Below are 25314 nucleotides of genomic sequence, written 5' to 3'. Positions count from 1 at the left end.
AAAGTTCCTACTATACAATAATACTATCGATTTTATTGGTTTCAGGAAATTAAATGTTTAGTAAAAATTAAGATAGACAATCATCATTGATTTATTTACAGGAAGAGATTCTTTATATTAGTCGTTCGTACTAAAACAAAAAGATGATCAATACTCTCCTACCTAAAAGCAAGGCAGTTATTTTCTCACTGACCTTATTCATAACTTCTTTTTCGGCCACTGCCCAAGAAAAAGCTGTACCCGTATTTAAAGATGGCGAAGCCCAGATTGTGGCCGCATTTGAAACGCCAGAAAAATGGATACGCCACGATTTATGGGTAGAAACCACATTTGATACAGATGGTGATGGAAAACTCGATCGCATGCATGTAAGCGTAACCCGACCTTTTCAAACTGAAACTGAAGGATTAAAGCTTCCAGTTATATATGAAACAAGTCCTTATTACGCAGGAACAGCTGGTACAGCACTAGGAACATTTTGGGATGTAAAACATGAAGTTGGCGTAAAACCTCCAGTGGCACGTATTCATCCGACAGTAAAACGCACAGGAACCAGACCTATCATTTCTAATTCATTAATTAGAGAATGGGTTAGACGAGGTTTTATCATCGTTCATTCTTCATCTCCTGGAACAGGACTTTCTCAAGGCTCTCCTACTGTTGGTGGCATTAACGAATCATTAGCACCAAAGGCTGTTATAGAATGGTTATCTGGAAAAGATAACGGTTATACAACACCAGACGGAAATGAAAAAGTAAAAGCATTTTGGAGTACCGGAAGCGTTGGCATGACGGGTACTTCCTACAATGGTACATTACCTGTTGCTGCTGCAACTACAGGTGTTGAAGGCTTAAAAGCAATTATCCCAGTTGCACCAAATACTTCTTATTATAACTATTACCGCTCAAACGGCTTAATTAGAAACCCAGGTGGCTATTTAGGTGAAGATGTTGATGTATTGTATGATTATATCCATAGCGGAGCTGAAGACAAAAGAGCTTATTCGGACAAAACTGTAAGAGATGGCGAAATGGCAAAAGGAATGGATCGTGTTACAGGTGATTACAATAGTTTTTGGGCAGGAAGAGATTACCTAAATGCTGTAAAACCGTGGAAAGCCGCTTTATTAATGTCGCACGGCTTTAACGATTGGAACGTAATGCCAGAGCATAGCTATCGCATTTACAAAGCTGTTGAGGGAAAAGGAATTCCTGCAAAAATCTACTATCATCAAGGCGGTCACGGTGGCCCACCCCCATTACAAATGATGAACAGGTGGTTTACTCGTTATTTATTTGGCATTGAAAATGGCGTGGAGAAAGAACCAAAAGCCTATATCGTAAGAGAGAAAGAGCCTAATACAAATCCTACTGCTTATGCAGATTATCCAAATCCAGCAGCGGCTGATGTTAAACTTTATTTGGGTGCTGGCGGACCTAGCCATGGCACCTTATTGACTAGCAAGCTAGCAAATCAATCTTCAGAAAAACTAAGTGACGATGTTTCCTTCTCAGGTAGTGATTTAGCTAAGGCAGAAAAATCAGAACATCGTTTATTATATGTTAGTCCGGTTTTAAAAGAAGCCATTCATTTATCTGGCCTTGCACAAATTAGTGTTAAACTAGCTAGCAGTAAACCAGCAGCAAACTTTTCAGTATGGCTAGTTGCATTGCCTTGGAGTGAAGGAACTGGTGTAAAATTGATGGATAACGTGATCACGCGTGGCTGGGCAGACCCTCAAAACTATAAATCGATAACTAAGGGCACTCCATTAACGCCTGGTAAATTCTACGATTTGAAGTTTAATCTTCAACCAGATGACCAGATTATCCCAGCTGGTAAACAAATTGCATTAATGATTTTCTCTAGCGATAAGGAATTTACGCTTTGGCCTAAAGCTGGTACAGAAATCACCATCGATTTAAATGGTACCACACTTACTTTACCTGTGGTTGGTGGAGCAAGCGCATTGGAAAAAGCCATCAAATAAATCTTTTATAAAACATCCATAACTGAAGCGATAATTATCCTATCGCTTCAGTTCATAAACAATCTTAGATGAAAAAATTAATTCTATTTCTCTTCTTCATTATCGCATTAACCTCAAAATCTCAATCACAAACTGTTAAACTACCAGATTCTATTTATTCTGGCAAACAAGGTGGTTTGCATGTACAGGGTGTAGTGGTGGATCAAAAAAATGGATTTGTTTATTTTTCTTTTACAGATAAGTTACTTAAAATGGATTTGAAGGGTAATCTAATTGGTAGCGTAACTGGGTTTGTTGGTCATCTGGGCGATTTAGACCTTACTGCCGATGGGAAAATTTATGGTTCATTAGAATATAAAAACGATGCAATTGGTAAAGGCATCAAAAAAGAATTAGGCGTTAAAACGGTTAATGAAGATGGTTTTTACATCGCCATATTTGATGGATCAAGAATTGTACGCCCTAATATGAATGCAGAAAAAGAAGATTTACTGCGTACAGTTTATATCAAAGAAGCAGTAGATGATTACAATGCGAAAGTTAAAGTCGGCAGTAAAGAGGTTGCTCATCGCTTTGCATGTTCTGGCATAGATGGCGTTGCCTTTGCACCTGCTATGGGTAATCCGAATAATGCTAAAAAATTCCTGTATGTCGCTTACGGTGTTTACGGTGATACGGCTAGAAATGACAACGATCATCAAGTGATTTTGAAATATGATATTGCTGATTGGGGGAAATACGAACAAAAGCTTTCACAAGATAAATTGCATCACTCTGGTCCACAAAAACCATTAGAAAAGTATTTCGTAAAAACAGGCAATAGTCGTTATGGAATTCAGAATATGGCTTACGACCCATCCACTGGAAATTTATTTGCCGCAGTTTACAAAGGATCAAAACCTCAATTTCCAAACTATGACTTGTTTGTTATTGATGGCAAGAGAAAGCCTTCCGAAACTTATATCTTATCAGACAACCAAAAAATAAAAGTAAAATCGCTTTCATTATTAGCTGCTGGAAAAAATGATGTTAAATCTGGTATTAGGGGCTGGTCGTTTCCTTATGGCGCTACAGGTTTGTTGCCATTGGGCGATGGTTTATTCTATATCTCTCATAACAGTAAAGCTAAAGATGGGCAACAACAATCTACTATTTATAAGTACAAATGGATTGGTAATGAGAGGAATGCGTTTGAGTTAGTGAAGTAAAGGGCTGTGTAATACTTAACAAATCACGTCATTATGAGTCTCTGTTTTTCATAGGGCGTAGAAATCTTTTAAGAATAGCGTTTCCTACAAGTTTCCTGCCCATTGCTCAAGCTTGCCTCGGTTAGCCACCGAAAGGCTCTTACCTTTCCCTTGATGGAAAGGTAACCAAAGATCAAGGCTTAGTAGCATTTCTCGGTCTGCTATGTCAAAGTGGGTTTAGGTGTCATCATGAGCTTTTCGAAAGACAGTAAAAAGATTAAGTGTAAAGCTGCAATAAATTGTCAAAGTGCTATTAGAATTGCATTTAAACTTATTTTTTGCCTTTCAAACATCTTCTCTTCATAAATTGGGATTTCGCTTTGCTCAACATCTTACTTTTTCCTTTAAAAAAACTATCTTTGCACAAAGATGAAGCACATACGTAATTTTTGCATAATTGCACATATAGACCACGGCAAAAGCACATTAGCCGATAGGTTACTAGAATATACAGCGACGATTTCTCAACGCGAAAGTCAGGCTCAATTGCTTGATAATATGGATTTGGAGCGTGAACGTGGTATCACGATTAAAAGTCACGCTATACAAATGAATTTCAAAATTGATGGTCAGGAATACAATTTTAACCTAATTGATACACCTGGACACGTTGATTTTTCTTACGAAGTATCTCGTTCTATTGCAGCCTGCGAAGGTGCTTTATTGATTGTAGATGCATCTCAAGGTATACAAGCTCAAACTATTTCTAATCTTTATTTAGCATTGGAACACGATTTAGAAATCATTCCGATTTTAAATAAAATGGATTTGCCTGGGGCGATGCCTGAAGAAGTAAAAGACCAAATTATTGATTTGATTGGTTGCAAAAGAGAAGAAATTATTCCTGCATCTGGTAAAACTGGAATGGGAATACCTGAAATTTTGCAAGCTATTGTAGACAGAGTTCCAGCACCAGTTGGCGACCCAGAAGCTCCGTTGCAAGCTTTAATTTTTGACAGTGTATTTAACTCATTTAGAGGAATTATCGCTTACTATAAAGTTGTAAACGGCGAAATCAAAAAAGGTGACAAAGTAAAATTCATTAATACTGGTAAAGAATACTTAGCTGATGAGGTTGGTATTTTAAAACTGGATATGTCGCCAAGAGCATCCGTTAAAACTGGAGATGTGGGTTACATTATTTCTGGTATTAAAGAAGCTCGTGAAGTTAAAGTTGGAGATACGATTACAAATGTTGCTAGACCATCCTTAGACGCTATACAAGGTTTTGAGGAAGTAAAACCTATGGTATTTGCAGGTATTTACCCTGTTGATACTGATGAGTTTGAAGAACTTCGTGAAGCAATGCACAAGTTACAGTTAAACGATGCTTCTATCGTTTTTGAGCCCGAAAGTTCTGCAGCTTTGGGTTTTGGTTTCCGTTGCGGTTTCTTAGGAATGCTACACATGGAGATTATCCAAGAGCGTTTAGAGCGTGAATTTGATATGACGGTAATTACTACCGTTCCCAACGTATCTTACATTGCACATTCAACTAAAGGCGAAGAAATTTTTGTAAATAATCCATCTGATTTGCCCGACCCAAGTAAATTAGATTCTGTTGAAGAGCCATTTATCAAAGCAAACATCATTACAAAAGCTGATTTTGTTGGACCTGTAATGTCACTTTGTATCCAGAAAAGAGGAACAATTGTAAATCAATCATACTTAACTTCTGATAGAGTTGAGTTGGTTTTTGAAATGCCAATGGGCGAAATTGTATTTGATTTTTATGATAAATTAAAAACGATTTCTAAGGGTTATGCTTCTTTCGATTACCATCAAGTAGGTTACCGCAAATCTGATTTGGTACGTTTAGATATGTTAATAAACGATGAACCAGTTGATGCTTTGTCTTCATTAATTCACCGTAGCAATGCTTATGATTTTGGTAAAAAAATCTGCGAAAAGTTGAGAGAACTAATTCCTCGTCAACAATTTGAGATTAAAATTCAAGCTTCAATCGGCGCTAAAGTTATTGCTCGTGAAACTTTAAGTGCTTTACGTAAAGACGTTACCGCTAAATGTTATGGTGGTGATATTTCTCGTAAACGTAAGTTATTGGAGAAACAGAAAAAAGGTAAAAAACGTATGCGCCAAGTTGGAAACGTAGAAATTCCACAGAGTGCGTTTATGGCAGTTTTAAAATTAGATTAACATAGTATTGCGTATTGCGATATGCGTATTGCGATTTTGCAACACGACTTTATGTCTCAATACTCAATACGCTATACTCAATACTAAATGCAACTACTCGACGGCAAATTCGCATCAGAAAAGATAAAAACAGAAATAGCAGCAGAAGCAGCAGATTTTTTAGTACAAAGTGGTCGTAAACCACATTTAGTTGCCATATTGGTTGGTAATGATGGTGGTAGCGAAACTTATGTTGCCAGTAAGATGAAAAACTGTGAGAAAGTTGGTTTTAAATCTTCATTATTTAGATATGATAATTCGGTTACTGAAGCTGAGTTGTTAGCTAAAATAGAAGAGATTAATAAAGATGCGGATGTTGATGGTTTAATAGTCCAATTACCTTTACCAAAACATATCGACCCAGAAAAAGTTACTGAAACTATAGATTATCGCAAAGATGTTGATGGCTTTCACCCTGTGAATTTGGGCAGAATGATGCGCAATTTACCTTGTTTTATTCCGGCAACTCCTTATGGCATTTTATTGATGTTACAAGCTTATCATATTGATACAACTGGTAAACATTGTGTTGTTGTTGGTAGAAGTAATATTGTAGGTAGTCCGATGAGTATTTTAATGGCTCGTAACGCAAACCCAGGAAACTGTACGGTAACCCTTACACACAGTAAAACGCACAACTTAAAAGAAATGGTTTTGCAGGGCGATATAGTTGTAGCTGCAATTGGAAGAAAGAACTTTGTAAAGCAGGATATGGTTAAGCCAGGTGCAATTATTATTGACGTTGGCATTAACAGAGAAACTTCAACAGAAACCAAATCTGGCTTTAAACTATACGGTGATGTAGATTTTGAGAATGTAGCTCCAAAATCATCTTGGATTACCCCTGTACCTGGAGGCGTTGGCTTAATGACTATAGTTGGTTTATTGAAGAATACTCTAGCATCTGCTAAGGGTGAGATATATTCTTAATCCCCTCTAAATCTTCCCAAAGGGGGGGCTTTTTAAATATTCGAAATAAGTTAAAAGATTTGTCAGTCTGAGCGTAGTCGAAGACTCGGATGAGTGAAATTAAATTTACACGTATAAGTAATTTTTATTTCACGTAGTAATTACTATCTTTGATTACTAAATTAGAGAATTATGGATGCGAAATTAACTTTAAGCTTTAATCAAGATGTTGTAGCAAAAGCAAAAAAATATGCTGCAGCTAATAATATAAGTTTGTCTCGTTTAATTGAGCATTTATTAACCCAGGTTACAGCAAAAGAATACAAGTCTTTAGAAGATTTTCCAGTAGCAGATTGGGTAAGTATGGTTGCAGAGGGCGAAGTAGAATATAAAAGAACGCCAAAAACTTCTCGCAAAGCTGGCAAAGATGAGTTCTTCTCTTCTAAAAAATAATGGTTAGGATTTTCTTAGATGCCAACGTTCTTGTTTCTGTGTTAAACAAGGAATATCCAACTTTTACATATTCTTCAAGGATTTTAAGTTTAGCATCAAATCCAAAATTCGAAGTGTACACCTCTCCTCTTTGTTTAGCCATTGCTTTTTACTTCGCAGAGAAAAAGCATAAATCGGCTTTGGCAAAACAAAAGATTGATATCCTTTGCCAACATATAAAAATTGCAGAAAACCTTAGCGATGGAGTTATTAAAACGCTAAGCAATAAAAAAATACACGATTTTGAGGATGGCCTTGAGTATTATGCTGCCAAAGAAAATAAATGCAATTGTATCGTAACTGAAGACACCGAAGATTTTTACTTTTCAGAAATTGAGGTTTTGGATTGTAAGGAGTTTTTTAATAGGTATTTATTGAATTAAGAAAATATAAATATGTTTTCGTCATTGCGAGGCACGAAGCAATCTTACAACGTTTGCAATGTCTCCTATAAAGCTTAGGATTGCTTCGTACCTCGCAATGACGACTTTCTTAAGAAAACAGCTTCTTAATCCAACTTTGCTTAAAACCCACATACAATCCATCTTCTCTCAACTCTGTTGGATAAATATCAATATAATCCCCTTGTCCTTCCGCCCCTCTTCCTGTAGTTAGGCTATATTCGTACCTATGTATAGGACAAACAATATTTCCTTCTTTGCACCATCCTCCACTTAAAATTCCTCCTGCGTGTGGACAAGTATTTTGAATTGCAGAAAAATTTCCCTTATGCTTAATTACACAAATTTTCTTTCCATCGGCTTTTGCCATTTCTACAAAATCTTCTCTTTCAGTTTCTTGTTTTGACAAAACCTTTACCCAAATCATCTTTTCTACTTTTTTGAATGTGTATATTTGCGCTCTAATTTACAAAATGGCACACAATATACCAGAAGATGGGACATTACTTCCTTTAATGGAAGAATTTTATACGATACAGGGCGAAGGATACAATACCGGAAAAGCTGCTTATTTTATTCGTTTAGGAGGATGTGATGTGGGTTGCCATTGGTGTGATGTGAAAGAAAGTTGGGATGCAGAACTACATCCACTTACACTTTCGGATGATATTGTGCAGAAAGCAGATACATTTCCAGGTAAAGCGGTAGTTGTTACCGGTGGAGAGCCATTAATTTATAATTTAGATTATCTAACTAAAAAACTTCAAGACAAAGGAATTTTAACCTTTATAGAAACCTCAGGCGCCTATCCTCTTTCAGGTTCTTGGGATTGGATTTGTCTTTCTCCAAAGAAATTTAAGGCTCCAAGACCAGATATTACTCCTTTTGCCAACGAGCTAAAAGTTATTGTTTTTAATAAAAGCGATTTCGAATGGGCCGAAAAATATGCCGAAAGCGTTTCTTCTACTTGTAAATTATATCTACAACCAGAGTGGTCAAAATCTAAGGAAATGACACCCCTAATTGTTGATTATGTAATGTCCAATCCAAAATGGGAAATATCACTGCAAACCCATAAATTCCTCAACATTCCATAATATTCGATATTTTATTTACATTAGTCATAACCAAATCCCCATGGCTGAATGAAAAAATATTTAATATTTTTCTTTTGTTTAAATACTTTTTCGGCAATTGCCCAAAATTCGCTTAATAAAAAAGCGCAAGAAAGTTTTGAGGATGCACAACAGTATTTAAGACAGAATATTTATGAGGATGGGATAAAGCATTTAGATGAAGCTATAAAAGCCGACCCTAAATTTCAGTTAGCCTATATTCAACTAGGTGACCTCTACCGTAGGTTAAAAAACCATACCAAAGCCAAAGAAAATTACAGAAAAGCTATCAGCTCTGCTCCAAACATAGAACCTAGAATTTACTACGTTTTAGGAGAAAGCGAATTGTTGACAGGCGATTATAGCCAAGCCAAAAATAGTTTCCTTTTGTTTCAACAAAAGTACGCGGGAACAGATAAAGATTATATTAGCAGAACTAAGAAGTATATTTTAGATTGCAATTTTGCTATAACAGCCATTAAATCGCCGACAAAATATGAGCCTATTAATATGGGTTTTTATGTTAACAGCAGCGATAGAGATTATTTTCCAGCGCTAACCGCAGATGGGCAAACCATTATTTTTACGAGGGTTGTAAAAGGTAATGAAGATTTTTACATCAGCACCAAAAAAGATAATGAATGGCAAAAGGCTATTCCATTAAGCAATAAAATTAATACCCCTAATTTTAATGAGGGGGCTCAATCTATATCTCCTGATGGAAAATATCTGTTTTTTACAGGTTGCAATCGCCCAGATGGCTTAGGTAGATGTGATATTTATGTTTCTAGAAAAGAAGGAAATGATTGGGGCAAAGTAATTAATTTAGGTAAAATCATTAACTCAGAATTCTGGGAATCCCAACCTTCAATAAGCCCTGATGGAAGTACACTTTATTTTGTAAGCAACAGACCAGGAGGAATTGGTGGTTATGATATTTGGAAAAGTACGCTTACAGACGAAGGAAAATGGACTGACCCAGTAAACCTTGGTCCGAAAGTAAATACACCTTACGACGAGAATACGCCCTTTATTCATGCTGACGGAAAAACACTCTACTTTTCGTCAAACGGATGGCCTGGCTTTGGCGATAAAGATATTTTTTATAGTCGCATGGCGGATGATGGTCAATTTTCCACCCCTGTTAATTTAGGTTATCCTATAAATACTTTTAATGAAGAAATCGGTTTAATAGTGACCGCCGATGGTTCAGAAGGGTTATTTTCATCAAATATAAAAGATGGAGGATTTGGCGACTTAGATATTTATCACTTCTTATTGCCAGAAAAAGTAAAACCTTTACCCATAACTTATGTAAAAGGAATAGTAAGAGATAAAGAGACCAAAGCATTATTAGAGGCAAATGTTCTAGTAATTGATTTGAAGGCGAACAATCCTGTTTTTAACGATTACACGTCTAAAGAAACTGGAGATTTTTTAGCTGTTATGCCTATTGGAAGTGAATACTCCTTTAATGTTGAAGCTGAGGGTTATTTATTTAACTCTCAAAATTTTCAGCTTACAAAAGTAAATGCCAACAAGCCTTACCTGTTAGAGATATTGTTAGACAAAATAAAAGTAGGGAATACAGTTACCTTATATAACATCTTCTTTGATACCAATAAGTACGATTTACTTCCTACCTCTAAAGTTGAGCTAAGTATTTTGATAGATTTACTTATGGGTAATCCAACTATGTCTATTGAAATTCAAGGACATACGGATGATGTTGGTGATTTAAAATTAAACGATGTGCTTTCTGAAAACAGAGCAAAAGCGGTATATGATTTCTTGGTAAATAATGGGATTGATAAAAAACGACTTTCTTATAAGGGATATGGAGAGACAAAACCAAGGTCTAACAACACTACTGAGGAAGGTAGAAAGCAAAATAGAAGAACAGAATTTGTAATAACGAAAATATAATGGAACAAAATTTCAAAAACCATGGTAGATATGTAAAAGGATACCATTTTGTGTTATCTTTCTTAATAGTTGCAGGAACGATTGGGGCAATCGCTAACTTCTATCATTCTCTAACTAATGCAAATCATTATAATTCGGCTTTGCTGCTGATTTTATTTATGATTGCCATCATTTTATTCTGGTATGTTAGACAGTTTCCACTTAAAGCACAAGATAGGGCTATTTTTGCCCAAGAAAACCTGAGATATTTTACTCTATCGGGAAAATTGTTACCTCAGGAACTTAGAGGTAGCCAAATTATAGCACTACGTTTTGCTTCAGATGAAGAATTGGAAGGATTAGTAAATAAAGCTGTTGCCGAAAAATTATCAGCAAAAGATATAAAAGCTTTAATAAAAAATTGGAGAGCGGATAGATATAGACTTTAACCTTTTAGTTTTTTTCCTTTTTTAACATTGATTTCAGAACCTTCAGCTAACATTACTGAATCAGGTTCCACACTAGCTAAGAAAGCGAAATCTTCTCCATAATTTTTCTCGAAATCCACATCTATTTTATAATCGATAATGGGATAAGTTTCCCATCGTGGATGTCCTACGCCATATTCCGAAGTGATATTTTCGCCAATTTTGGTATAACCCCAATAATGTTCGGTAATAAAATCTTCTTCGCTATCTATTAAGATAGGTTGGCTGTTTGGCATAGCTGTAACCGATATAGAATTCCAATTTTTTAATTTCCAAGCATACTCAACACCTAATTGATTTTCATTTTGTAACCAAGAATGTTTCATTGGCAAAGTCCTATAATTCTCTTTGTAAATTGTGTTTGCAATAAAAGTGATTGCTGGTTTGGGCACAATTTCACTTACAAAAACAACTCCTCGTTTCCAATCACCGTTGTCCTTATACTTTACATAGAACCTTAAATTAACCTCTTCAAAATTACCATGAAATGGAATGTTAACTCCTTTTAAGCGAGTGTTTACAAACATGAAACCAACAAGACTAACATAGTATTTGCCTTGCCAATCATCCAGTTCTGTAAACGGAGGTAAATATTTTAGTAAAACTTCTTTATCAACAGCGTAATTAGCTAGGATTAATTTTCTCCATTCGGCCGTTAAGAAGATATCATTTCCAATCACTCTAAATAATTGCTTGTCTTACTCTAATCAATTTAATCAATAAATCTTCAAGCAAAGCCAAGTTTAGCATATTTGCTCCATCAGATTTTGCATTTGCAGGGTCTGGATGGGTTTCAATAAATAAGCCATCGGCACCTACGGCAATTGCCGCTTTTGCAATCGTAGCAATTAACTCAGGCTTGCCTCCAGTAACACCACTGCTTTGATTTGGTTGTTGTAACGAGTGTGTACAATCCATTACTACTGGTACGCCGAAACTTTGCATTTCGGGTAAACCTCGGTAATCAACTATCAAATCTTGATAACCAAATGTATTTCCCCTATCAGTAAGAATAACTCTGTTATTTCCTGAATCTTTGATTTTGTCTACAGCAAATTTCATAGAACCAGCAGATAAAAATTGCCCTTTTTTAACATTGACAACTTTTCCAGTTTCTGCAGCTGCGATTAATAAATCAGTTTGGCGACAAAGGAATGCTGGAATTTGCAAAACATCAACATAAGCTGCTGCCATTGCTGCTTCTCCACTTTCGTGAATATCTGTAACTGTTGGCACGTTAAATTCTTTCCCGATTTTCTCAAGTATTTTTAATGCCTTTTCATCTCCAATTCCTGTAAATGAACTCCCTTTACTTCTATTCGCTTTGCGATAAGAACCTTTAAAAATAAATGGGATATTAAGTTTGTCAGTAAGTTCAACTATTTTCTCAGCAATTCGAAGAGCAATATCCTCACCTTCTATGGCACAAGGGCCAGCCATTAAAAAGAAATTATTAGAATCTTGGTGTTTTAATTTATCTAGTTGCAGCATTTTATAGTATGTAAGATGTAAAATGGAAAATGGAAAATGTGACTGTTACATCTTACATTTCACCTCTTCCATCTTACCTAATTTTAGTTCCCTAATTCGGACATGAATTTAATCCGCATTAATTGTATTTCTTCACGAGTGTAGTCGCTTTCGCCTAAATCATTTAAAGCATCGTCGATTGAATCGTTATCCGCAGACCTAAAATAATCGAAAACTTCATCCTGTCTGTCTTCATCAATAACTTCATCAACAAAATAACCTAAATTAAGCTTTGTTCCAGAATTTACAATTGCTTCAACTTCTTTTAAAATATCAAAATAAGTAATGCCTTTAGAGCGGGCAATGTCTTCTAAACCAATTTGTCTATCAATATTTTGAATGATAGAAACCTTTAAGGCTGATTTATTTGCTTGAGTTTTAATTACTAAATCAATTGGCCTTTCGATATCATTATCCTCAACATATTTTTTAATGAGTTCGAGGAATGAACTACCAAATTTTAGAGCCTTACCATGACCAACACCAGAAATCTGTTTCAATTCATCCATACTAATAGGATAATGAGTACACATTTCTTCTAAAGATGGGTCTTGGAAAACTACAAAAGGAGGAACATTTTTTTGTTTTGCGATTTTCTTACGTAAATCTTTTATTAAGCCTAATAATTGAGTATCCAAAGCTCCAGTACCATGTTTTACGTCATCTTCATCATCATCTGCTGCGCTTTCTATCAACTCATTTAAAATGAATTTTAAGTTGTAAGGGTTTTCAATAAAGTCTTTACCTATTTTGGTTAAGTGCAATAACCCGTAACTATCTATGTCTTTGGCAACGAAATTATTAAGTACAGCCTGTCTTATTAAGGATTTCCAAAGAATTTCGCCATCCTCTTTTCCGATTCCAAACTCAGGCAATTTATTTTGTTCATAAGCAATAGTTTGCGCCGTTTCACTTCCCATAAAAATGTTAAGTAAATGACTGTCGTCAAACTTCTCACCTGTAGATTCAACTAACTTTAAGAAGGTCATCAAATGCTTCTCTGCTTCAAATAATTGTTTTGGCTTTTTGCAATTATCGCACATGCAGTTACAGCCAGTCTCATTAAAATTCTCGCCAAAATAATGTAAGATTTGTTTTCTTCGGCAAACGCCAGATTCGGCATAATCAATTACTTCCTTAAGGATTTGTGTTCCAATTTCGCGTTCAGAAACTGGCTTATCTTTCATGAACTTAGCCAACTTATCTACGTCTTTTTGTGCATAAAAGGCCAAACAAACACCTTCACCACCATCTCTACCTGCCCTACCAGTCTCCTGATAGTATCCCTCCATACTTTTTGGAATATCATGGTGAATTACAAACCTAACATCTGGCTTGTCTATCCCCATACCAAAAGCAATTGTAGCTACAATTACTTCAGCATCTTCCATTAAAAATTTATCTTGAGTTTCTGCTCTAACTTTTGGCTCTAAACCTGCATGATAAGGCAAAGCTTTAATGCCATTTAAATTTAGGCTTTCTGCAACTTCTTCAACCTTTTTTCTGCTCAAACAATAAATAATGCCAGATTTACCTGTATTATATTTAATGTATCTTATGATTTCCTTAATTACATCCCTTTTGGGGCGAATTTCATAAAACAAATTCGGCCTATTAAATGACGATTTAAACAAAGTTGCATCAGTCATCTGAAGATTTTTAACAATATCTTGCTGCACTTTTGGAGTTGCAGTTGCCGTTAATGCAATGATTGGAATTTCTTCTCCTAAACCAGTTATTACCTGCCTAATCTTTCTGTATTCTGGTCTAAAATCATGTCCCCATTCCGAAATACAATGCGCTTCATCAACTGCAACAAAAGAAATTTTAAGCAACCTTAAAAAATCAATATTCTCTTGTTTAGCTAATGATTCTGGAGCAACGTATAACAATTTAGTTTGTCCATCAAGTAAATCAGATTTAACTTGGGTAATTTCTGTCTTGTTTAATGATGAATTTAGAAAATGTGCAATACTATCACTTCCTCCAAAAGCTCTTAACTGATCAACTTGATTTTTCATTAATGCAATTAAAGGTGAAATAACAATTGCTGTTCCTTCACTCATTAAAGCAGGCAGTTGGTAACAGATAGATTTACCACCACCAGTAGGCATAATTACAAACGTATTCTTCCCTTCAAGTATATTGGTTATGATAGGCTCTTGGTCTCCCTTGAAGTTATCAAAACCGAAGAAAGTTTGCAAGTTATCAAACAACGACTTTTTCACGTCCATTTTTTGTATCAAATATTCTGTGCTATTATTGTTCAAAATAACATAATTTTGCAGTAATTAAAGCATCAATATACTAATAAATTCTCTTTGAAAAGTAAAAAATCTATTATCGAAAGCGCCACAACCACGCTAAAGTTAGAATCTGAAGCAATTTTAAACCTTTTGCAGTACATAAACGATGATTTTGTTGAGATTGTATCTGCAATTTTAGCTTGTAAAGGAAGGGTTATTGTAACAGGAATAGGTAAAAGTGCAATCATCGCACAAAAAATTGTTGCTACTTTTAATTCAACCGGTACGCCAGCAATTTTTATGCATGCTGCAGATGCAGTACATGGCGATTTGGGTATGATACAAAGGGACGATATCGTTATGTGTCTTTCTAAAAGTGGTAATACGCCAGAGATAAAGTTGTTAGCTCCATTATTAAAACAATCAGGTAACTTATTAGTTGGCATGTTAGGTTCTGTAGATTCTGACCTAGCAAAACAAGCAGATTTTATTTTAAACACAAGTGTAGAAAAAGAAGCCTGTCCGCATAACTTAGCACCAACAACGAGCACAACAGCACAATTAGCCATGGGCGATGCTTTGGCTGTTTGCTTATTGGAAGCCAGAGAATTTAATACGAATGATTTTGCAAGATTTCATCCAGGTGGTTCATTGGGCAAAAGATTGTATTTAAAGACTGGTGATTTAGCTGTAAAAAATGAAAAACCAAGTATTAGTCCTGATGCTTCTGTTAAAGATGTAATTATAGAAATTAGCAAAAACCGTTTAGGTGCTGTTGTTGTTATTGCCGATGAAAAGATCATAGGAATAATTACAGATGGAGATATTCGAAGAATGCTTGAAAATCATACAAATATCGAAGAAATTAAAGCTTCGGATTTAATGAGTACTAATCCAAAAAGAATTGACAAAGATGAATTGGCTTTATTAGCTTTAGAAATAATCAAGAAAAACAATATTACTCAACTTTTGGTGACAAAAAACGAGGAATATTTTGGAATAATTCACTTACATGATCTTTTGCAAGAGGGTATTATATAAATAAAATTATATTTGCGATAAATGAATAAAAATAACTACGCATTAATTATGGCTGGTGGCATAGGAAGCCGCTTTTGGCCTGTAAGCAGAACAGAACATCCTAAGCAGTTTATTGATTTTTTTGGCATCGGAAAAACTTTAATCCAAAGTACTTACGATAGATTTTTACAGATTTGCCCAGCAGAAAATATTTTTATCGTTACAAACGATTTGTATGTAGATTTAATTAAACAACAAATCCCATCAATTAGTGAGAACCAAATTTTAGCCGAACCAGTAATGCGCAATACCGCACCTTGTATTGCCTATGGTTCAATGAAGATTGCAAAACTAAATCCTAATGCAGTTATCGTAGTTGCCCCATCAGACCACACCATTGCGAACCCACAAGGTTTTGTAGATGCTATTAATCAATCTATTGATGCTGCTGCTAAAAATAAATGTTTAGTTACATTAGGCATAAAGCCAAATAGACCAGATACTGGTTATGGCTACATTCAGTATGCTGATGAAGTTTTATCAACAGATGAGGCCATCCACAAGGTTAAAACATTCACAGAAAAACCAAATCTAGAATTAGCACAATCTTTTATCCAAAGTGGTGATTTTCTTTGGAATGCAGGTATTTTTATCTGGTCGGCAAAAGCTATTAACAAAGCTTTTGAAAAACATTTACCAGATATGCATGAGATTTTCCAACAAGGAAATTCTTTTTACAATACCAATAACGAATTGAAGTTTATTGCGAACGCCTACCTTCAGTGCACAAATATTTCTATCGATTTCGGCATTATGGAAAAAGCCGACAATGTTTATGTTTTGCCAGCAGATTTTGGTTGGTCTGACTTAGGAACTTGGGCTTCTATTTACGAAATGGCGGAAAAGGATTACGTAGGAAACGCAGTAATACCGTCTGAACAAGTAATGATGTTCGATTCATCAAACTGTATGGTTAATGTTCCAAGCAAAAAACTAGTTATACTTCAAAATTTACACAATTATATTGTTGTCGAATCAAACAATACCTTGTTAATTTGCCCACGTTCTGAAGAACAGAACATCAAAAATGTGGTTGCAGATGTAAAAGCCAAGTTTGGTAACAAGTTTATATAATGGATGATGTAGAATGTAAGATGGAAGATGTATTGGATACATACCATTTTCCATCTTACATTTACCCTTTTACATACTCCTCTGTCTAACTGCTTCGTATAAAATTACACCAGCAGAAACAGAAACATTTAGTGATTCAATTTTACCTGCCATAGGTATTTTTGCTAAATGATTGGCAACACGCAATAAGTCGTTAGAAATTCCTTCGTCTTCAGAGCCCATTACAATTGCCGTTGGCATTGTATAATCTGGAGCGTAAATTAAATCGCTAGTTTTTTCTGTGCAGGCAACAATTTGCAAACCACTATCTTGTAGAAACAAACAGATTTTACGCAAGTTATCATGTCTACAAATTGGAATGCTAAATAAAGCACCTGCTGAAGTTTTTATTGCATCAGCATTAATTTGAGCTGCATTTTTTAGTGGAACAACAATAGCGTGAACACCTACACAAGCAGCCGTTCTAGCAATTGCGCCCATATTACGGACATCTGTAATGCTATCTAAAATTAAAATTAATGGAGTCTCTCCTTTCTCGAACACAGCAGGAATAATATCTTCAATGTTTTGATAAGTAATCGGAGAAATTACAGCAATAACCCCTTGATGGTTTTTCTGCGTCATTCTATTCAATTTTTCAATTGGAACGGAACTTAATGGAATTAAAGTGCCGTGTAGCAAGGTTTTTAACTCTGTAAATAAATCGCCAGCTAAACCACGTTGCAAATAAATTGTCTCTATATCTCGCCCTGCTTTAATCGCTTCAATTACAGCTCTTATACCAAAAACAAATTCATTATTTTCTTTTACGCGTTGTGGTCTTCTAAAATTATCCATAATTTAAATCTGCTACAAAAGTAACAAATAGATATGAGATACTAGATGTGAGATTTGAGACATAACAGTCAGCTAGATTATAGTTTAAAAAATATTTTTATCAACACTAACTGTATCAAGTTGTTAACAAACAACGTAAAACTTGTTAAAACAAACGGCTTAACTTTTAACTACTTTTGTTCTATGATTACCGATAACGAACAACAGGGACAAGGAAAATTTTCAACTTCAGCACGTAAAAGCAGATTATCTACTTCTATGAATACCATGGGCAAAATACCGCCACAAGCTATTGATTTAGAAGAAGCTGTACTGGGTGCCTTGATGTTAGAAAAAGATGCATTGTCTACAGTTATCGATATTTTAAAGCCTGAAGTTTTTTACGCTGAAGCACACAAAAAGATATTTGAAGCCATTCAAACTTTGTTTCAAAAATCTAAACCTGTTGATATTTTAACGGTAACTTCAGAAATGCGTACACAGGGCGTTTTAGAAATGGTTGGTGGTGCTTATTATATCACAAACTTAACTAATCGCGTTGCATCTGCAGCAAACATAGAATACCACGCTCGTATTATTTCTCAAAAATACATTCAACGTGAGCTAATAAGAATTTCTACTGAAATAATTACCAATGCTTATGAAGATACAACTGATATTTTCGATTTATTAGACCACGCAGAGAAAAACTTATTTGATATCGCCCAAAATAACTTGCGTAGAGATACTCAAAAAATGGACGAAATCATTAAACAGTCTTTGGCTACACTTGAAGAGTTACGCACAAAAACTGATGGTTTAACTGGGGTTCCGTCTGGCTTTACCGATTTAGATAGAATTACTGGGGGGTGGCAAAAATCGGATTTGGTTATCATTGCAGCAAGACCAGCGATGGGTAAAACAGCTTTCGTACTTACTTGTGCCCGTAATGCTGCTGTAGATTTTAAAAGACCAGTAGTTGTTTTCTCATTAGAGATGTCTTCAGTACAGTTGGTAAATCGTCTAATTTCTGGTGAAACTGAAATTGAGCAAGAAAAAATTAGAAAAGGTAATTTGGCTGAATGGGAATGGCAACAACTGCATAGTAAAATTGGAACTTTAACAGAAGCTCCACTCCTAATTGATGATACGCCAGCACTTAATATTTTCGAATTTAGAGCGAAGTGCCGTAGGCTAAAAGCTCAATATGATATCCAATTAATCATTATCGATTATTTACAATTAATGCATGGTAAAGGCGAAGGACAAAGTGGTGGTGGTAATCGTGAACAAGAAATTGGTAGTATCTCTAGGGCATTAAAATCAGTTGCTAAAGAACTAGATGTTCCTGTTTTGGCACTTTCGCAGTTAAGTAGAGCGGTAGAAAGTAGACCTGGCCCGAACGGAAAACGACCAATGCTTTCAGATTTACGTGAATCTGGGTCTATTGAGCAAGATGCGGATATGGTTCTATTTTTATACAGACCAGAATATTACGGCTTAACTGAAGATGAAAATGGCCGTTCTATGGCGGGTGTTGGTGAAGTAATTATTGCGAAACACAGAAATGGTGAAACTGGTATCGTGCCACTTCGCTTTATCGGTAAGTACGTTAAATTTGCTGATTTGGAAGATAACTTTGCCCCTCAAAACAGTTTCTCTGGAGAAAGTCAGATGATGCCATCTCAAAGCTTTGATAAACCATCTGGAAATGTAATCATCAGGCCTTCTAAAATGGATGATTTTATTGATGACGGAGCTCCTTTTTAAATTATCTGAATCAAAAAAAGTTAATAATTCGAAAAACAAGGGTGGACATTCTTGGCTAAACCTGACCCACCAATGTTCCTGCCATAAGTCCCGATAGGTATCGGGATGGCATCCTCGAATGTCGCCTGCCTGCCGGACAGGCAGGGGTTTAAAGCACAAAGTAAGTATTCCTTTTGTTAGGTCTGCTCCCTGCAACTGTAAATAGTAGCAGTAGCCAAATTTTATAAACCTTGGCGAAGCGGCATCTCCCGATTTTTATCGGGAATATAGCAAAGCAAAGGACCGAACTTGGCTTTCCTCACAGTTATTGCTTTTCAAAAAAATTAAAGGAGAAATCCTAATACAATACCTGCAAGAATTATAAACGGCGGACTAACCTTTGTAAAGTTTAAGGTCAAGAACGTTCCTATAATTAACGTAATTGGCAACCATTCAAATCCAATCGGCTTTGCCAATAAAATAAAAGCTGCGATAATAAAGCCAACACTTACCGCATTTATACCAGAAAGCGATTTTTTTATTCTAGTAATTTTCTTCAAATCATCCCAAAAAGGAACAATAAATAACAATAAAATAAGCCCAGGTAGATTAATTCCTAAAACTGCTAAGCTACCTCCAAAAACTTGTCCTACTATCCCATAGCCACCTTGTTTCATACTCAAAGCTCCCAAATAACTTGAAAAAGAGAACGTAGGACCTGGCAAAATCTGTTGTAGAGCGAAACCAGAAATGAAATCAGATTGCAATAAATAATGCTTCATCTCTACAAACTCTGTAAACATTAACGGCACTAAGACCTGTCCGCCTCCAAAAACGAAAATTCCGTTACGATAGAAATTTTCAAATAACCTAATAGGTAAACTAAAAGGTGATGTTCTATTAATTATCGCTCCCAACATAGCCATTACTAACAAAACACCTATAAAATAAGAAAGCTTTCGAGGATTAATATTTGCGAATAACCTCACTCGTATCTGAGCTTCATCTGATGGTGTACCTATTGCTGACGAAACCATCCCTCCCACTAAAATTGCAATTGGAAATACATAGGCATTCTTTAAAACTAAAGTTGCTACAACAGCACCAAAAGCAAGAAACATAGAAATCTCGTTCACTAAGACTTTTCTGCCTAACTTAAAAGCCCCATAAGCTACTATGCCTAATGTAATTGGATGAATATATTTTAAAATTTCTTGAAACTTTTCTTTTTGATCTAACATGGCATAGCTAATCGCCGCTAAAGTCATTATTGCTGCAGAAGGTATAATCCAAATCAAAAATGTTAAGATTGCCAATTTTAATCCGCCTACTTTGTAACTGATACCCACCAATGTTTGTGTAGAAGCAGGACCTGGCAAAACTTGCGCTAAAGCATTAAGTTCTAATAGTTCTTCTTCAGAAATAAAGTGAGTACTTTTTACGAAATATCTTAATAAAAGAGAAATGTGCGCCTGTGCTCCTCCAAATGCTGTAAAAGTGAAAAAGATTACATTTCTAATAAATAAGAGCTGTCGTTTTGCCATATTACGATTCAGTCATCTTCATAATCTAAACCAGCTGCAGAATTGTATGCACCTTGCAATTCTGAAAGTGCATGCATATCTCTTTTAGCTCTAGCACTAGCCATCCCTTTTTGGTAAATATCAATTGCTTTATCTTTTTCTCCGGTTTTTTCATACAACTTACCAAGGTGATAATAGGTGCCAACATAATTTGGGTGTTCATTTACCAACTTCAAGTAATAAGCAAATGCATTATCTGTGTCATTTAATGAATTGTATTCGGTTGCTAAAGCATATAAAATAAAGCTATCGTTAGGTTCGTTCTCTAAAAACTCTAATAACTTGGCTAATCGTGTATTTTGCATTTTAAATCCCTGCTTTTTTAATTAGATTTGCACAAAGACAATTTAAGGAAATCATCGTCGTATTAATATCGCTGATGTTGGTTTTCACAACTTTAATCAAATATATACTTATGAAAATATTAGTTTGTATTAGTAATGTACCAGACACCACGACAAAAATAACTTTTACTAACGATAATACACAATTCAATACTGCCGGTGTACAATTTATTGTAAATCCTTATGATGAAATTGCATTATCGAGAGCTATTGAACTTTGTGAAGGTGGTAAAGGAACAGTAACAGTTATTAATGTTGGAGAAGCTGCTACAGAGCCTACCATTAGAAAAGCCCTTGCTATCGGTGCTGATGATGCGGTTAGGGTTAATGCGACACCTCGTGATGCTTATTTTACAGCTTTTCAGATTGCAGAATATGCAAAAGCAAATGATTTTGATGCCATCTTATGTGGAAGAGAATCAATAGATTACAACGGTTCTCAAGTTGCAGCTATGATTGGCGAGTTTCTAGACATTCCTTCTATCTCAATCATTAAAAAATTAGATTTCGACGGAACAACAGCGACTATTGAAAGAGAAATTGAAGGTGGAAAAGAAGTTGTTTCTGTTACGGGAAAATTTGTAGCAAGTTGTGCTGAAGGTACTGCAGAAGCGAAAATTCCGAATATGAGAGGAATCATGTCTGCAAGAACTAAACCACTAACGGTTGTAGAAGCTGCTGCTGTTGAAGAATTAGGTAAGGTAACAAAATTTGAAACCCCTGCTCCTCGTGGCGCAGTTAGGTTAGTTCCTGCTGAAAGTGCAGAAGATTTAATAGGTCTATTGCATAGCGAAGCGAAAGTAATATAAAATTGAGTTGGCAGTTTGGAGTTTTCAGTTCCCAATTGCCTTTATAAAGAGATAATTAATAGGGTTAATTTCATATAAAATTAAAGTCCCTTTAGGGGATTTAGGGGTAAATATATGTCAGTATTAGTATATGTAGAACAAGTTGATGGTAAATTCAAGAAATCTGTTTTTGAAGCAGTTTCTTACGCAAAAGCCATCGCCGATAATCAAAATACAAGCTTAACAGCAATTTCTATAGGAAACGTAGCTGAGGGCGATTTAAAAGAATTGGGAAAATACGGTGCAGCTAAAGTTTTAAATGTTGCAAATGACCAATTAAAAACTTTTGTAAATCAAGCTTATGCAGCTGTAATTGCAGAGGCGGCGACAAAAGAAGGTTCGAACATTGTTGTTTTATCTAACTCTTTCTCTGGTAAAGGTTTATCTCCGCGAATTGCAGTGAAACTTAAAGCAGGCTTGGTAGATGGAGCTGTGGAGTTGCCAAATTTTGATGGTGGTTTTTCGGTTAAAAAGACGGCTTTCTCTGGTAAGGCTTTCGCAGTTACTTCATTAACATCAGCAAACAAAGTGATTGCTTTGAACCCTAATGCTTTTGGTGTTAAAGAAAATCCTGCAGAGGCAGTAATTGAAAACTTTAGCCCTGAAGTTAAGGCTACAGATTTAACTGCAATTGTTAAAGAAATTGTTCGAGCGACCAACAAAGTATCATTACCAGATGCAGAATTAGTAGTATCTGCTGGTAGAGGTTTAAAAGGTCCTGAAAATTGGGGAATGATTGAAGAGTTGGCAGACTTATTAGGTGCAGCAACAGCTTGTTCAAAACCAGTTTCTGATGCAGATTGGAGGCCACATTCAGAACACGTTGGACAAACAGGGATTGCAATTAGTCCGAATTTATACATTGCGATAGGTATTTCTGGTGCTATTCAACATTTAGCTGGAGTAAGTTCATCAAAAGTTATCGTTGTTATCAACAAAGACCCAGAAGCTCCATTCTTTAAGGTAGCCGATTATGGCATTGTTGGTGATGCATTCGAAGTTGTTCCAAAAATAATTGCTGCTTTAAAAGCACATAAAGGATAATATAAATTTGTCATCCTGAGCTTGTCGAAGCCTGCCTGCCGGACAGGCAGGGATTTGTTGAAGATATTTCGACTAGCTCAATATGACAGTCTAAATCTATGAAAAAAGTAAAACTCGATATAGTTGGTTTATCTTATAGCCAAACACAGTCTGGTGCTTATGCGCTTGTTTTAGGCGAAGTAAATGGACGTAGACGTTTACCGATTATTATTGGTGCATTTGAGGCTCAGGCAATTGCCATTGAAATTGAGAAAATGACTCCTACCCGTCCGCTTACGCATGACCTTTTCAAAACATTTGCTCAAGCTTATCATATCGAGATTCAAGAAATCATCATCTATAATTTAGTTGATGGCGTTTTCTTTGCCAAATTGATTTGTAGTGATGGAGAAACTACACAAGAAATTGATGCTAGAACTTCGGATGCTATAGCCTTGGCTGTGAGATTTAACGCTGTTATTTACACCTACGAATTTATTTTATCTTCTGCTGGAATTGTCATAGAAGGAAATGATTTTCTATTCTTAGAAAACATGGATTCAATTACTAAGGAACAAAGTACGGAAGATATGCCTACTTCCATCCCAGTTTCTGGTTATCAAGGTTTAACTGATGAGGAACTACAACAAAAATTAGAAGAAGCATTAGCCGAAGAGGCTTACGAAAAGGCCGCTCGTATTAGAGATGAATTAAATAAAAGAAATTCATCCTAATTATTTAATAATTTTTGCCGTTTTATCTAAATTGTTGAAAAAACAATTAAACAATCACGTTTTTGTCCACAATTTTATTGCCTACATAGTTATTGTTTCAAAATAATTATAACTTACAGCTACTTTTGAAATAAACAAAACTAGCTTATATGAATATCAAGTTTCGCTTAACCATAATGAGTTTCATGCAATTTTTTGTGTGGGGCGCATGGCTAATCACTATTGCAAATTATTGGTTTGGTACTAAACAATGGGATGGTGCACAATTTGGATTAATTTTCGCCACCATGGGTTTTGCATCGTTATTTATGCCTACAATAACAGGTATAATTGCAGATAAATGGATTAATGCGGAAAAGCTTTACGGCATACTTCATATTCTTTATGCAGCTACATTAATTTATATACCTCAAGTAGAAAGTCCGAATGAGTTTTTCTGGACCATATTTTTGGCGATGTGTTTTTACATGCCAACCATCTCTTTGAGTAATTCTATCTCTTATACTACCTTAAAATCTAGTAATCTAGATGTTGTAAAAGACTTTCCGCCAATTAGAGTATGGGGAACCGTAGGTTTTATTGCAGCCATGTGGATTACCAACCTAACAGGAAGTAAAGCTAGTGCAAATCAGTTTTACATTGCAGGTGTTGCAGCTTTAGCCCTCGGTTTGTATTCATTTTCATTACCTAAATGCCCACCATCTAAATTACTGGAAGAGAAATCAACAATTTTCCAAAAATTTGGATTAGATGCATTTAAGTTATTTGCCGATTATAAAATGGCTTTGTTTTTTATATTCTCTATGTTTTTGGGGGGAGCTTTACAATTAACAAATGCTTATGGTGATGTTTTCTTAGATGAATTTAAGTTATTTCCAGTTTATGCTGAATCATTTGTTATTAAATACTCTACCATTATTATGTCTATTTCTCAGGTTTCTGAGACTTTATTCATTTTAGCAATTCCTTTCTTTTTAAAACGATTTGGAATAAAAAAAGTGATGGTAATTGCTATGCTTGCTTGGGTATTCAGGTTTGGATTATTCGCTTACGGAGACCCAGCAGGAAATCTTTGGATGATTGTATTTTCTTGCGTGGTTTACGGAATGGCATTTGACTTTTTCAATATCTCAGGTTCATTGTTTGTAGAAACCTCTACCACTGCTAAAACCCGCTCATCTGCACAAGGACTTTTCATGATGATGACTAATGGTTTTGGTGCGGTTTTAGGAAGCGTTGTTTCGGGTTGGATGATTCAGAAATACTTTACTAAGGCTTATACAGATATTCAATCATTAGCAGAACATGTTGGTTCGGCTTCAAATGATAAACACTTGCTTAAATTTTTAGGCGATAAAGGAATTAGTGTTTTAGAAAATGGAAACTTAAGTAGAGCTTTGGATGTGAAAGATTGGCACACTATCTGGCTTTCATTTACTATATATGCATTGGTAATCACAGTATTATTTATGATTTTCTTTAAACACAAACATACCAGAGCAGAAGTTGAAGCAATTGAAAAGATAAGCCATTAATTAATCCA

The 25314-nt window shown here is 35.4% G+C and carries 23 protein-coding genes; 16 read left to right on the top strand and 7 right to left on the bottom strand.

Annotated elements, in window-relative coordinates; translation table 11 throughout:
• The first annotated feature begins 143 nt into the window (after positions 1–143).
• The 6 genes from R2Q59_RS04910 (at position 144) to R2Q59_RS04885 (ending at position 7218) form a co-directional block, all read left to right on the top strand.
• Positions 144–1991, top strand: coding sequence for a Xaa-Pro dipeptidyl-peptidase (locus tag R2Q59_RS04910; RefSeq protein ID WP_316784095.1), 1848 nt, complete (start codon positions 144–146; stop codon positions 1989–1991).
• Between the two features lie 68 nt (positions 1992–2059).
• Positions 2060–3199 (top strand): hypothetical protein, encoded by a 1140-nt coding sequence (locus tag R2Q59_RS04905; RefSeq protein ID WP_316784093.1) that lies wholly within the window; start codon positions 2060–2062, stop codon positions 3197–3199.
• Between the two features lie 408 nt (positions 3200–3607).
• On the top strand, positions 3608–5395 hold the full coding sequence (gene lepA / locus R2Q59_RS04900; protein WP_316766366.1) for a translation elongation factor 4: 1788 nt from the start codon (positions 3608–3610) through the stop codon (positions 5393–5395).
• A gap of 87 nt (positions 5396–5482) precedes the next feature.
• Positions 5483–6364: a bifunctional 5,10-methylenetetrahydrofolate dehydrogenase/5,10-methenyltetrahydrofolate cyclohydrolase gene (locus R2Q59_RS04895; RefSeq protein WP_316784091.1), complete on the top strand. Its 882-nt coding sequence runs from the start codon at positions 5483–5485 to the stop codon at positions 6362–6364.
• Between the two features lie 171 nt (positions 6365–6535).
• On the top strand, positions 6536–6796 hold the full coding sequence (locus tag R2Q59_RS04890; protein WP_316784089.1) for a DUF6364 family protein: 261 nt from the start codon (positions 6536–6538) through the stop codon (positions 6794–6796).
• On the top strand, positions 6796–7218 hold the full coding sequence (locus R2Q59_RS04885) for a PIN domain-containing protein (protein ID WP_316784087.1): 423 nt from the start codon (positions 6796–6798) through the stop codon (positions 7216–7218). The genes R2Q59_RS04890 and R2Q59_RS04885 overlap by 1 nt, the downstream gene beginning before the upstream one ends.
• Positions 7219–7327: 109 nt before the next feature.
• On the opposite strand, the gene R2Q59_RS04880 is transcribed toward R2Q59_RS04885, so the two are convergent.
• Positions 7328–7663, bottom strand: a complete 336-nt coding sequence (locus R2Q59_RS04880) for a Rieske (2Fe-2S) protein (protein WP_316784086.1) — start codon at positions 7661–7663, stop codon at positions 7328–7330.
• Positions 7664–7709: 46 nt separating this feature from the next.
• On the opposite strand from R2Q59_RS04880, the gene R2Q59_RS04875 reads away from it, so the two are divergent.
• From R2Q59_RS04875 to R2Q59_RS04865, 3 genes are read left to right on the top strand one after another with little or no spacing between them, the layout of a single operon-like run.
• Entirely contained in the window at positions 7710–8333 is a 624-nt protein-coding gene (locus R2Q59_RS04875) for a 7-carboxy-7-deazaguanine synthase QueE (protein WP_316784084.1), read from the top strand.
• Between the two features lie 48 nt (positions 8334–8381).
• A complete protein-coding gene (locus R2Q59_RS04870) occupies positions 8382–10277 on the top strand; it encodes an OmpA family protein (protein WP_316784082.1) in 1896 nt (631 codons plus the stop codon).
• Positions 10277–10705, top strand: coding sequence for a DUF6526 family protein (locus R2Q59_RS04865; protein WP_316766352.1), 429 nt, complete (start codon positions 10277–10279; stop codon positions 10703–10705). Before R2Q59_RS04870 ends, R2Q59_RS04865 begins: the two co-directional genes overlap by 1 nt.
• Here R2Q59_RS04865 and R2Q59_RS04860 read toward each other — a convergent pair.
• The 3 genes from R2Q59_RS04860 to recQ form a co-directional block, all read right to left on the bottom strand.
• Entirely contained in the window at positions 10702–11424 is a 723-nt protein-coding gene (locus R2Q59_RS04860; RefSeq protein ID WP_316784080.1) for a DUF2071 domain-containing protein, read from the bottom strand. The genes R2Q59_RS04865 and R2Q59_RS04860 overlap by 4 nt on opposite strands.
• A gap of 1 nt (position 11425) precedes the next feature.
• On the bottom strand, positions 11426–12235 hold the full coding sequence (kdsA, locus tag R2Q59_RS04855) for a 3-deoxy-8-phosphooctulonate synthase (RefSeq protein WP_316784078.1): 810 nt from the start codon (positions 12233–12235) through the stop codon (positions 11426–11428).
• An 83-nt stretch (positions 12236–12318) separates the two neighbouring features.
• Positions 12319–14508 carry a DNA helicase RecQ gene (recQ, locus tag R2Q59_RS04850; RefSeq protein ID WP_316785467.1) on the bottom strand — a complete coding sequence of 730 codons (2190 nt, stop codon included), beginning with the start codon at positions 14506–14508 and terminating at the stop codon, positions 12319–12321.
• A gap of 87 nt (positions 14509–14595) precedes the next feature.
• Here recQ and R2Q59_RS04845 point away from each other — a divergent pair, with 87 nt between their 5' ends.
• Both R2Q59_RS04845 and R2Q59_RS04840 read left to right on the top strand, forming a co-directional pair.
• Positions 14596–15561: a KpsF/GutQ family sugar-phosphate isomerase gene (locus R2Q59_RS04845; RefSeq protein WP_316784076.1), complete on the top strand. Its 966-nt coding sequence runs from the start codon at positions 14596–14598 to the stop codon at positions 15559–15561.
• Between the two features lie 21 nt (positions 15562–15582).
• Positions 15583–16674 (top strand): mannose-1-phosphate guanylyltransferase, encoded by a 1092-nt coding sequence (locus tag R2Q59_RS04840; protein ID WP_316766343.1) that lies wholly within the window; start codon positions 15583–15585, stop codon positions 16672–16674.
• A 69-nt stretch (positions 16675–16743) separates the two neighbouring features.
• Here R2Q59_RS04840 and rlmB read toward each other — a convergent pair whose 3' ends face one another.
• Complete coding sequence (rlmB, locus tag R2Q59_RS04835) at positions 16744–17511, bottom strand: 23S rRNA (guanosine(2251)-2'-O)-methyltransferase RlmB (protein ID WP_316784074.1); 768 nt, start codon at positions 17509–17511, stop codon at positions 16744–16746.
• Between the two features lie 183 nt (positions 17512–17694).
• Here rlmB and dnaB point away from each other — a divergent pair, with 183 nt between their 5' ends.
• The gene (gene dnaB / locus R2Q59_RS04830; RefSeq protein ID WP_316766337.1) at positions 17695–19260 is read left to right on the top strand and encodes a replicative DNA helicase; all 1566 of its coding nucleotides are present in this window, start codon (positions 17695–17697) and stop codon (positions 19258–19260) included.
• A gap of 323 nt (positions 19261–19583) precedes the next feature.
• Here the strand turns inward: dnaB and chrA are convergent, their stop codons facing one another.
• Together chrA and R2Q59_RS04820 are read right to left on the bottom strand one after the other, a co-directional pair.
• Positions 19584–20783, bottom strand: coding sequence for a chromate efflux transporter (gene chrA, locus R2Q59_RS04825; RefSeq protein ID WP_316784072.1), 1200 nt, complete (start codon positions 20781–20783; stop codon positions 19584–19586).
• 8 nt (positions 20784–20791) lie between these two features.
• Positions 20792–21127: a tetratricopeptide repeat protein gene (locus R2Q59_RS04820; RefSeq protein ID WP_316784070.1), complete on the bottom strand. Its 336-nt coding sequence runs from the start codon at positions 21125–21127 to the stop codon at positions 20792–20794.
• Between the two features lie 110 nt (positions 21128–21237).
• Between R2Q59_RS04820 and R2Q59_RS04815 the strand changes: the two genes are divergently transcribed.
• From R2Q59_RS04815 to R2Q59_RS04800, 4 genes are all read left to right on the top strand, one after another.
• On the top strand, positions 21238–21975 hold the full coding sequence (locus R2Q59_RS04815) for an electron transfer flavoprotein subunit beta/FixA family protein (protein WP_316766331.1): 738 nt from the start codon (positions 21238–21240) through the stop codon (positions 21973–21975).
• Between the two features lie 114 nt (positions 21976–22089).
• Complete coding sequence (locus tag R2Q59_RS04810; protein WP_316766329.1) at positions 22090–23058, top strand: electron transfer flavoprotein subunit alpha/FixB family protein; 969 nt, start codon at positions 22090–22092, stop codon at positions 23056–23058.
• Positions 23059–23156: 98 nt separating this feature from the next.
• Positions 23157–23771 carry a bifunctional nuclease family protein gene (locus R2Q59_RS04805; RefSeq protein WP_316766325.1) on the top strand — a complete coding sequence of 205 codons (615 nt, stop codon included), beginning with the start codon at positions 23157–23159 and terminating at the stop codon, positions 23769–23771.
• Positions 23772–23920: 149 nt separating this feature from the next.
• Positions 23921–25306 (top strand): nucleoside permease, encoded by a 1386-nt coding sequence (locus R2Q59_RS04800; protein WP_316784068.1) that lies wholly within the window; start codon positions 23921–23923, stop codon positions 25304–25306.
• Positions 25307–25314 lie beyond the last annotated feature (8 nt).

It is taken from the genome of Pedobacter frigiditerrae (assembly GCF_032678705.1).
GTDB classification, from domain to species: Bacteria; Bacteroidota; Bacteroidia; order Sphingobacteriales; family Sphingobacteriaceae; genus Pedobacter; species Pedobacter frigiditerrae_A.
Note: the sequence above shows the minus strand (reverse complement) of the source record. Positions and strands in the feature narration are given on the sequence as shown.